Below are 9,874 nucleotides of genomic sequence, written 5' to 3'. Positions count from 1 at the left end.
AGTGGCCCAATCCACTACCCGCCACAAAGTTAAGAAAATCCCCCGGTAGGCGTAGTCGGGGCAGGGATGACGCATTTGAGTAATCATATACCAAGGGGGCTCATCCGTGAGGCATCCGAAGGGTGCTCGCTCCATAGGCATCGGTCATCCGCGAAGCGGTGACCGATGTGTCGAGACACAACCGACCACCGCGACCCCGCCAGGGCGTCGCCGAGCAGACATTGCCCTTCCCGGCGACCCACAAGGGGTCGAGTCGTAATGCCTATGCTATAACATCGGTCTTCGCCACTTCGTGGCTCGACCGATGCATAGGAAACGGGCATCCTTACGGATGCCGATATGCCATCTATTTGACGTTTTCATATGCGCCCCTTCGGGATCGGCCCCGGCAGGATGGCACCCCGGCAGGGAAGCGCTGTGTCAATGGCCTCCGTTGACGCTGCTGCCGTCCGACCCGTGCGACTCCAGAAGAGATCTCAGGGGAGAGCATCATAGATCACCGACTGGATGCGGGTGCGGATGTCGAGGGAGGAGAGCTTACGATTCCAGCGCTGAGGTGCGACCCTATTGCTGAGGAAGATGTAGACAATCTGATTGGTCGGGTCGATCCAGAAGCAGGTGCCGGTAAAGCCTGTATGGCCATAAGCACTCATCGGTGCCTCCTCGCAGGTGTTTCCTCGTCCGTCACCCCTTTGCCGGTCAAAGCCGAGCGCATAGGGCGAGGGGCGGTGACGGTAGGTGGTGTAGTGACGGATCGTCTCCGCATCGATGAGCATCCGCCCGCCATACCGTCCGCCATCGAGGAGCATCTGACAGACCACGGCACAGCTCTCGGCGTTGCCGAAGAGACCCGCATTGCCACTCACGCCACCCAGCATAGCTGCCGCCTCATCATCCACGTCGCCTCGCAGGGTCTGATGACGGAGGAAGTTGTCCCGCTGTCCCTCGGCCATCTCCTTGGGACCAAAGTGCTGCAGCGGTCTATAGCAAAGGCGCGTGAGTCCGAGAGGTGCAGCGATCCGCTCGCTGAAGAGCGTGTCCAGCCCCCTCCGGTAGGAGTGCTCCAGCACCTCTTGCAGGAGCAGGAAGTCAATGTCGCTGTAGCGGTAGCCCCCACTGCGGCGGTTGCACTCCTTCATCTCCCGACGCATCATCTCCCGTACCTCTGGGGAGAGGTAGAGCCCCTTGCAGAAGCGCTGCGAGTAGACTGCCGTCGAGTCGCGGCTGACCATCGAGCTCCTGTACCGAAATCCCGATCTTGCCCAGGCATTTCGATCCATCTGCGTCGGGTAGCCCTCTGTCAGGCGAAAGGCGATCAGCGGCGGGTCATAGCTGGCATCGTCGATCATCTCTTCATAGAAGCGGATCACCGCCGGCATACCCCCGCAGTGCTGCAGGAGCTGTGAGATCCTCACGTCACCCTTATTGCTCCAGCGGAGGTAGTCGATATGCTTATCGATGCGGTCGCTGAGCCGTAGTCTGCCCTCATCGTCCGCCATCATCACCAAGGGCACGGTCGCCATCGCCTTCGTCATCGAGGCGAGGTCGTAGAGCGTCTCGGTACTATTCGGCTCCTTTCGTCTCGCATCCTTGAAGCCAAAAGCCTTGCTGTAGACCACATACCCATCCTTGGCGACCAGCACCTGGCAGCCGGGGTAGGCACCAGCCCTAAGCCCCTCCTCTGCGATGCGATCGATCCGAGCGAGGACTCGCCCATCGAGGTCTACATCCTCGGGCAAGGCGGTTGCGAGGCGGGTCTTAGTGGTCGTGAGACCGGCGCCATTGGGGAAAAGGGTCGGCTTGTCGTCCAGCAGCGTCCCACCGAAGGGGATCCCGCCCATCAGGGCATCAGCAAGCGCACTCATCCCCTCCGTGCCCTTAGCCGAGATGGCGATCGCATCAGCAGCAATGACGGCATGGGTATAGGCGTCCGCCGAGGGGCGGTCCACGAAGAGCAGCACGCTCTTTCGCTCACTAAGTAGCGAGTCCACCTCTCCTGGCAACGTGCGGTCACCCTTGGTGACCACCACGACGAGCAGATCGTCAGCCGTGAGGGAGGGGACCCTCGTCAGCGATCGGACGGAGATCCGATCCGCCGGCAGGTAGCTCCCGAGCCGCCGAGTGAGAGGCTTGACAGCCTGCAGGTCGTCACTCAGCAGGGTGATGCGCTCGGACGGACTGAGAGAAAGGGGCACAAGTCCCTGCATATTCTTCACCAGGATCACCGACCGCGACCGCTCCTCCAGCGTGGACTGAGCGTGAAGCACGGCGGTGGGAGCAGTGAGAAGGAGCAGAAGGAGAAGAAGGAGGGTGTTATACGATTTTCTCATCACAAGAGGGTGTCGAAAGGCAAGAAAGGAGACTCCCCCTACCACATCGGATCGAGGAGTCTCCTTGGGATACTTGTGCGAAGCACATCAGAAGGGCGACCCCTCCTTGCGTTCGTTGATATAGACTCTGAGCTTATTATTCTTCCCATCCATCTTGATCTTAAGCGTGGATGGGAGCACCAAATTGGTCACCGAGGAGGGCGAGACGGCCCCGCTCTGCTGCTGCTCAGCAGCGACATACTGCACCGGGACGACCACGACACGGAGATCCTCATCGGGCTTCTTCTCGATATGCTTGCTTATCAGCGCCGAGATGTTGCCAAAGGTGTAGGTCGAGGAGCCCTGGATCGCCTGCCTACTCACGTAGGTGGTGAAGGGGGAGTCGGTATCGGTCAGCTCGCTCTCAAAGAAATGTGCCACAGAGTCCCGCGGCATCAGGACGAGGCTTGTCGGGTAGACCAGCTGATACTCGGAGAGCTGGCGATTCTCGCCCGAAATGGCGAAAGGTGCCGAGGCAAGGACGCGGACAGAGCCCTTGGGGGCCTCGTCCAGCTTCTTCTTGATCTCACGGGTAGGTATAGTGATCTCTGCCAGCACACCTGCCGGAGACTTGACATAAGCGTAGTCGGTCCCCGGAGTCATCAGCTCACTCAGCCCCGTATTGGCAAAGCGGGAGAGCTGAGGGACCTCGTTGGTGTGCGAGAGCTCCTGTATCGTCGGCACGTAAGCGAGGGAGTCGACCTTGCCGGTGGAGCGGCGCTTGAGCATCTGCTTCGTGCGGTAGCAAAAGGTCAGTGCGGTCCGCACAACGCGGATGACACTGCCGGTACCGGCAGATACGCGGAAGTAGACGCCGGGGAAGTACTGGTCAAAAGCGGCCTGGCTCCGGAAGACCTCGCTCCCGGCGACCGACTTGTCGTAGAAGTCCTGGCCGATCTCCCGTGCGATCGGGATGCGGACCCAGGTCCCCTTGCCCTCGTGCGGGGTGCCGGTCACTGCCATGAATGAGGCACGCCCCAGCTCCTTACTCACGCCCCGGGTGTAGTAGTCAGAGATACTCTCGAGCGAGTACTTGCTATTGCCGGGGAGAGGCTTATCGAGCCGATATGCTGCCACCTCCACCAGATCCTTTCCGTAGCCTGAGTAGCCATCGTAGTAGAGCGTCAGGAAGGCGGAGTCGATGCGGTTATCCACCGGCTGATCGCGGAAGAGGAAGCCCTCAGGGCAGTACATCTGCGTGAGATACTCCGTCTCTATGCCACCAAACTCCTGATTGGGGATCCGCCCGATGTAGCCGTAATTGGAGCTGACGTACATCCTATTGTATTGCGTGCCGGAGGTGGTGCTCCCGGTGCCCTTCATATCGGCCGAGATAGTCCGATAGGAGAGGTCAAAGGTGGTGTCAAAGGACTTAAACCGCGTGTAGTCCGGCATCATCCCCACCCCCAGTGTATTGGACCGGTCCTCGCACGAGACGAGAAGGAGACACACGCCCACGAGAAGGGAGGCGAGAGGCAGGCTAAGCTTATGAGTCATCTTGGTCATGAGTGATGGCAAATAGTGTATCAGGAGACAAGTGAGACCGGAGTGGTCCCTATCTTGCTCCTGCAAAGGTGACAATTTTATATCAAAGAGAGGGTGGCAGGGGTCACCTTAACTCATTTTTTACTCAGCAACTGGTCATAGAAGGCATCCACCGCCTCGATGGACTCCTCCATATTGTCGTAGTCCATCACCGGCAGGCTGAGCTTACTAGCTGCCTCGCGCGTCTCGTCACTCACATCGGACGTGGCGAAGAGGAGACCATCCACGTAGCTGAAGATCAGCTTGTAGAGATCGTCACGTCGCAGCGAGGTGCCATCGAGGAGCTCGTGCCGTATATCATCGTACTCCAGCACCTGGGTAAGCTCCTCACCGAAGGGCGTCTGCGGGGTCATGTCGTAGATCGAGAAGACCACCTTGGCACCCGATAGCGCGGGATCGTCCTTGTAGAGCGTGCTGAGATAGAGCGGTGCGAGGCCGGAGAACCAGCCCTGGCAGTGGATGATGTCCGGGACCCAGCGGAGCTTCTTCACCGTCTCGAAGACCCCGCGGATAAAGAAGACTGAGCGCTCGCAGTTGTCAGCATAGAGGGTGCCCTCCTTGTCGGTCACCGTCCCCTTGCGGGAGAAGAAGTCATCGTTGTCGATGAAGTAGACCTGCATCCTCTGCGGGAGAAGCGATGCCACCTTGACCACCAGCTGGTGTACCTTATCATTGACCGTGAGATTGACATCCGAGAGACGGATCACCTCGTGGAGCTGATTGCGCCGCTCGTTGATGGTGCCGTAGTTAGGCATAAATGTACGGATATCATGACCACGAGCGAGCATGCCGAGAGGTAGGATCTTGGACTGATCACTCACATTCTCCTCCACGTAGGGCGAGATCTCCTGAGCGATGTACAGTATCTTCTTTTTATTCATAAGTTCTGATGTTCTTTCCGAGCTAGACCAAAGATACCAATTTTTCAGCTCTTTTCAAAAGTTCACCTTTATGAATAGACCCTGTCAAGGAACTACACCTCGCACCACGAGGGCGACCGACGGGCTAATATCGGTATTAGGAAACTCTAATACCGATATTAGTGAATTCTTTTACCGGTATTAGAGTCGTCTAATACCGGTAAAAGAATTTGACCCTAAATGGGTGCTGAGGTACAGGCTGTTGCGCGGGCACTCTCTCTGAGCCCCTCTGCGTCGGGCGGAGAGAGGTCACTCGACGCCGGTCTCCTTGGGGTACTTGCGGATCAGCTCCGTCAGGTAGGCCTCGTCGCCCTTGGGAGCTATGAAGAGCAGGTCCGGGGTGTCGACAATGAGGAAGTCCTCGAGGCCATTGACCACCACCTTCTTCCCCTTCGTGGTCTCGCGAACAAAGGTCCCATCGCTCCCGTCGAGGAAGAGGGTCTGCTCGTCGCTGGCGGTCTCACGGTGCTCCTTCATATACCGCTCAAGACCCGACCAAGTGCCGATGTCATCCCAGCCGAAGCTACCAGGAAGGACGACGACGTTGTCGGCCTTCTCCAGCACACCATAGTCGATGGAGATGGAGGGACAGCGGCGGTAAGCAGCTGCAGCATCCTCTGCCTCGCCCGGCTCGCCATAGGTCCGGATCTCGGCAAAGTGGACCGCCACATCGGGGAGGTACTTCTCGAGTGCATTGATGATGTCGATCGCCTTCCAGACAAAGATCCCGGCATTCCAGAGGTGACTGCCTCGGGCGAGCAGGCGCTTGGCTTCCTCCAGCTCAGGCTTCTCCTTGAAGCGCGCCACGCGGTAGACCCCATCGTCAGGCTCACCGGTGAGCTCGATATAGCCGTATCCGGTCGCGGGATAGGTGGGCTCGATGCCGATGGTCATGAGGACGTCGTGCTCCGCCACATAGGTGATCGCCTGATGGAGTACCCTCTGGTAGGCGACCGCATCATCGATGTGATGGTCGGATGGGCAGACCACCATGATCGCCTCAGGATCCTCCGCGTAGATCCGGTAGGCAGCATAGGCAATGCAGGGTGCGGTATTGCGCCCCACAGGCTCCGTCAGCACCTGCGACGGATGGAGGTAGGGGAGCTGCCGCAGCACCTCGTCCTGATAGAGCTGACCAGTCACCACGTAGAAGTGGCTCGCCGGTGCCACCGCCTCTAAGCGGAAGGCGGTGGAGCGGATCATCGTCCGACCCTCGTCGAGGATGTCGAGGAATTGCTTGGGCTGCTCACGACGGCTCATCGGCCAGAAGCGTGAGCCGATGCCACCGGCCATCAGCACCCCGTAGGCGTGCGTGTGTACCATATCTATCATAGTCAGGGACGAGGAAAGTCACGGAATATCAATGCGCTGTCTCGAGGGATAGCCACCTCCGCCCACGCATCGGGGACATAGGTCCAGGAGGAGATGATGTGTGGGGTGTAGGGATCGTGCCGGCGGAAGAAGTCCGTCAGGTAGTACCTCAGGTCGTGATCGGTCGTGCGGATGACGCGCCCGGGGAGGTCCCCCTTGGGGATGCCGGCTCCGTGGGTCAGCAGACCGCCCCCGCCCTGCGCCCGATACGAGCTCATCACGACGAGATACTCCGCCTCGGGATCAAAGGGTCTCCCCTTCCCCACCCCGGTGATCTCGATGCGGTCTCCGGAGGGGCGGGTCACATCGACCAAGTAGCTGATGCCGGCAGCGGTGTCGAAGTTGAAGGACGGACCCTCCAGCGGCAGGTAAGGTCCGCCTCTCCTCGACTCATCGATCCGATAGAGCGGGTCCTCGGGTGAGGTCATCGTCCGGATCATCCGGTCGTAGCTCTCCTCGAGGTGAGCCTTGAGCTCCGACCCGCGGAGCCGCATGAGGTAGGCATAGTTCTCGTACTTATAGAGGTTGAAGAGATCCGCCACCCGGATCGGACCGGCGGGGATGACGAGGTTCTCCACCAAGGGGGCGGTCAAGGAGACCTCCGCCTCAGGGAAGAGCTCCAGCTGCAGCTGGTGTATGAGGTCGGTGAAGGGCGCCGGGCGGAAGAAGACACACCTCGAGTCCATTGGGGCGGTGAGACGCCCCACAGGCTGTGAAGCATAGTCCCGCACCTGTTGCTCCACCGGAGCGAAGTGCTCCATGAAGTCGCTATCCGGCTCGTACGCGGAGAGGTCGATCAGCTCGGGCATGACCCGGACGACCGGCTTGCCACTCCCGCTCACCCCGAAAGAGATCTCGCAGTGGGAGAGCATCCGCCCGTCAGCTCCCACATCGAGGATATAGGTGTAGCCGCCCGCCTCGCGAGGGATAGAGTCGAGGGCTGCCCGATGGTCGTGAGCGCAAAGGACGATATCCGCCTCCGGGATCGCCCGTGCCAGGTCATAGCCGACATTGGCAGTCATAGGTCTAGGATCCCCCTCCTTCTTTCCCGGACCACTGTGCATGAGACAGATTAGGAGATCCGGCTTCTGACCCAGGATCTCCGGCAGGTAGGCCCGGGCGGTCTCCACCTGGTCTCTAAACTCTAGCCCGCTCCAGAGATGGGGCGGGAGGTTTTCTGTGAGGGTCGGCATGGTGAGGCCGAGGATGGCAATCTTCTTGCCCCCCTTCTCCACCACCACATAGGGCTTGAAGTAGGGCTTACCCGTAGCGGTATCCACCACGTTGGCCCCGAGGACAGGGAAGTTCGCCTCACGGACGAAGCGGTCGTAGACACTGTGACCGGTCTCGATGTCGTGGTTGCCGACCGTCATCGCATCGTAGCCGAGGTAGTTGTACATCTCGGCTACCGCATGGGTGGAGGTAGTATCTACCACATTATAGTAATAGGTGAGTGGCTGCCCCTGCAGGAGGTCCCCCGCATCGAGGAGCAACACAGGTCTCGCCTCGGGACGCTCGCGGTACGAGCGGACGACCGCAGCCACACGTGCCACGCCGCCACCGGTATCAGCACCCTCCAGTATGCTCTCCGGGAAGAGCGATCCGTGTACGTCACCGGTCTCGAAGAGATCGATCGTCACCACCTCGCTCCGCTCCCGACAGCCGACGAGGCTCAGAGAGAGGAGGAGAAAAAAAAGAAGAATAAGTCGCTTCATACGCAGTCTATCAGGCCTCAGCCACATCGCCCTGCCACTCCACATAGGGGTGGCGGGCAAGGGATCCATTAGTATACCGCTTGTCATCGGTCACCTCCCGACCGATCCACTCCGGCAGGGGGAGAGAGGTCTCCAGGGAGGGGAGCTCCACCTCAGCGACGATGAGCCCTTCATTCTCCTCCTCGAAGAAGTCCACCTCCCACTTCCGCTCTCCCACCTCGATCACGTGCCGCTGCTTGACGATGGGGGTGGTCGATGCCACCGACATCATCTCCAGCGCCTCCTCGATGGGGATCTCATACTCATACTCCGTCCGTACGGAGAGGGTCTCCTCGTGTGAGATCTTGATCCCGAGGATCGCACGCTCCTCATCGATGATACGGACCCGGACCACCAGCGCATCGTCAGAGACGAGGTAGCACTGGCGGATGTTCTCCACGTGATCCGAGGAGGGTAGTGTCATACCGGGACGCAGGAGAAACTTTCGCTCTATCTCAAGTGCCATATAAATAATGTCTGTAGGAAAATCAGTGAACGGGAGCTTACCTCACCTTGACCTGCGTTGCCCCAAAGCCATACTCCGCAAAGGAGGCATCCTGTGTGGAGCTACGCGGGTACTCTCTCGAGATCAGGTCGAGGACCGCCTTGCGGAGCACCCCCTCGCCCTTACCGTGGATCAGGATCACGGTCGTGCCCTTGAGCTTGGGCTGACGATACTTCTCCATCACCTGCCGTACATAGTCGAGCTGGTAGTCGAGGATGTCCTTGGGCGACATCCCGGCGGTGGTCTCGATGATGTTGTCGATGTGGAGGTCAACCACGACCGGCTCCTCCTTGGAGATCGGTCGCTCCTCCTGTGGTCGGGGATGAGGAGCATCGGTGCGTTTCTTCTTGGCTATCATCGCCTCGGCGAGCTTTTCCCCATCCACCTTATTTCTCCTGTAGGGCTGATCGTCCTTCACCGCATGATAGACGATCGCGCCGTCGTCAAAGAAGTCATTGGCAGCAAAAGCGCCCTCGCGGAAAAACTTCGTCCCATCGACCTTCAGCTCCGCCACCATCGGCTCGCGCGGAGTGTAGAGGGTCCCCCTCTTCATCGGCACCAGCGTCAGCTGCACATGTGCCCGGTCACTCACCTCCGAGGGGAGGAAGCTCTCGAGGAACTCGGAGCTGTCGAAGGGGACAACCCCTTCGTAGCGGACCTCCTGCAGCGCCCCCCGACCGGAGGTGTAGAGGACGAGGAGATCAAAATTGGAGTCATTGACGAGATAAGTCTCAAAGGGAGAGGTCCCCAGCCGCTCCGGATCCTCGGGGAGGTAGCAGAGGTAGGCGTTGATCAGGTCGTGATCGCTATCCACGGGACGCTTACGATGCTCCTCGGCCGACCGAGCCGGCTCTACGTGTGGCTGAGGGGCGACCTCAGGCTCCCGAACGGGCTTCGAGACGACCGGCTTGGGCGCGATCGTACTCCCCTCGGTGACCGGGACCACTTCGCTGGCACGGGTCGGCAGCTCAAATCCCGACTCATCCCGCACATAGATCACTCCCTCCCGACTGACACGGGTCACCTCGCCGCCTCCTGTCGCATCGAGGAAGCGAACTCGGTCACCCACTTTTATCGTATTACTCATATATTTCGTTGCTCATGCTTCACAAATGTACCCATTTTGCCGGTACCGACACATCAGCACAGCGGTCACCGCTTAGTGGCTGACCGATGACGATGGAGCGGGCGCTCTGCCCGGATGCCTGAGGACCATCCCCGTAATGGGCAGCAGGTAGGTTATCGTGCCGTATCTAAGGCATCAGTCCGGCTAATTCGCATTTTGATGTGCTGGGAGGGGGAGGAAAAAGAGATTACCTTTGTTGAGGAGACAATAGATAAGGGACCAGACAGTAGTTTTAGCGTATGGAAACAGCAGAGATAAGGGAGTTGATATCGGCATTTGTTCCG

7 protein-coding genes are annotated in these 9,874 nt (G+C 59.4%); all 7 read right to left on the bottom strand.

Features of this window, described 5'->3' with window-relative positions:
- Nucleotides 1-476 precede the first annotated feature (476 nt).
- The 7 genes from QZR17_RS07850 to QZR17_RS07820 all read right to left on the bottom strand — a co-directional run bounded on the left by QZR17_RS07850 (nt 477) and on the right by QZR17_RS07820 (nt 9,551).
- On the bottom strand, nt 477-2,330 hold the full coding sequence (locus QZR17_RS07850; RefSeq protein WP_297129650.1) for a serine hydrolase: 1,854 nt from the start codon (nt 2,328-2,330) through the stop codon (nt 477-479).
- Nucleotides 2,331-2,417: 87 nt separating this feature from the next.
- Nucleotides 2,418-3,866: a DUF4270 family protein gene (locus QZR17_RS07845; RefSeq protein ID WP_297129648.1), complete on the bottom strand. Its 1,449-nt coding sequence runs from the start codon at nt 3,864-3,866 to the stop codon at nt 2,418-2,420.
- A 122-nt stretch (nt 3,867-3,988) separates the two neighbouring features.
- Nucleotides 3,989-4,795, bottom strand: a complete 807-nt coding sequence (locus QZR17_RS07840; protein ID WP_297129647.1) for a glycogen/starch synthase — start codon at nt 4,793-4,795, stop codon at nt 3,989-3,991.
- Between the two features lie 288 nt (nt 4,796-5,083).
- Nucleotides 5,084-6,157 carry a mannose-1-phosphate guanylyltransferase gene (locus QZR17_RS07835; RefSeq protein WP_297129646.1) on the bottom strand — a complete coding sequence of 358 codons (1,074 nt, stop codon included), beginning with the start codon at nt 6,155-6,157 and terminating at the stop codon, nt 5,084-5,086.
- Nucleotides 6,158-6,168: 11 nt separating this feature from the next.
- Nucleotides 6,169-7,920: a bifunctional UDP-sugar hydrolase/5'-nucleotidase gene (locus tag QZR17_RS07830; RefSeq protein ID WP_297129645.1), complete on the bottom strand. Its 1,752-nt coding sequence runs from the start codon at nt 7,918-7,920 to the stop codon at nt 6,169-6,171.
- 10 nt (nt 7,921-7,930) lie between these two features.
- On the bottom strand, nt 7,931-8,425 hold the full coding sequence (locus QZR17_RS07825) for a CYTH domain-containing protein (protein WP_296164462.1): 495 nt from the start codon (nt 8,423-8,425) through the stop codon (nt 7,931-7,933).
- 37 nt (nt 8,426-8,462) lie between these two features.
- Nucleotides 8,463-9,551, bottom strand: a complete 1,089-nt coding sequence (locus QZR17_RS07820; RefSeq protein WP_297129644.1) for a DUF2027 domain-containing protein — start codon at nt 9,549-9,551, stop codon at nt 8,463-8,465.
- Nucleotides 9,552-9,874 lie beyond the last annotated feature (323 nt).

This window comes from uncultured Porphyromonas sp. (assembly GCF_900541275.1).
Classification (GTDB): Bacteria; Bacteroidota; Bacteroidia; order Bacteroidales; family Porphyromonadaceae; genus Porphyromonas_A.
Note: the sequence above shows the minus strand (reverse complement) of the source record. Positions and strands in the feature narration are given on the sequence as shown.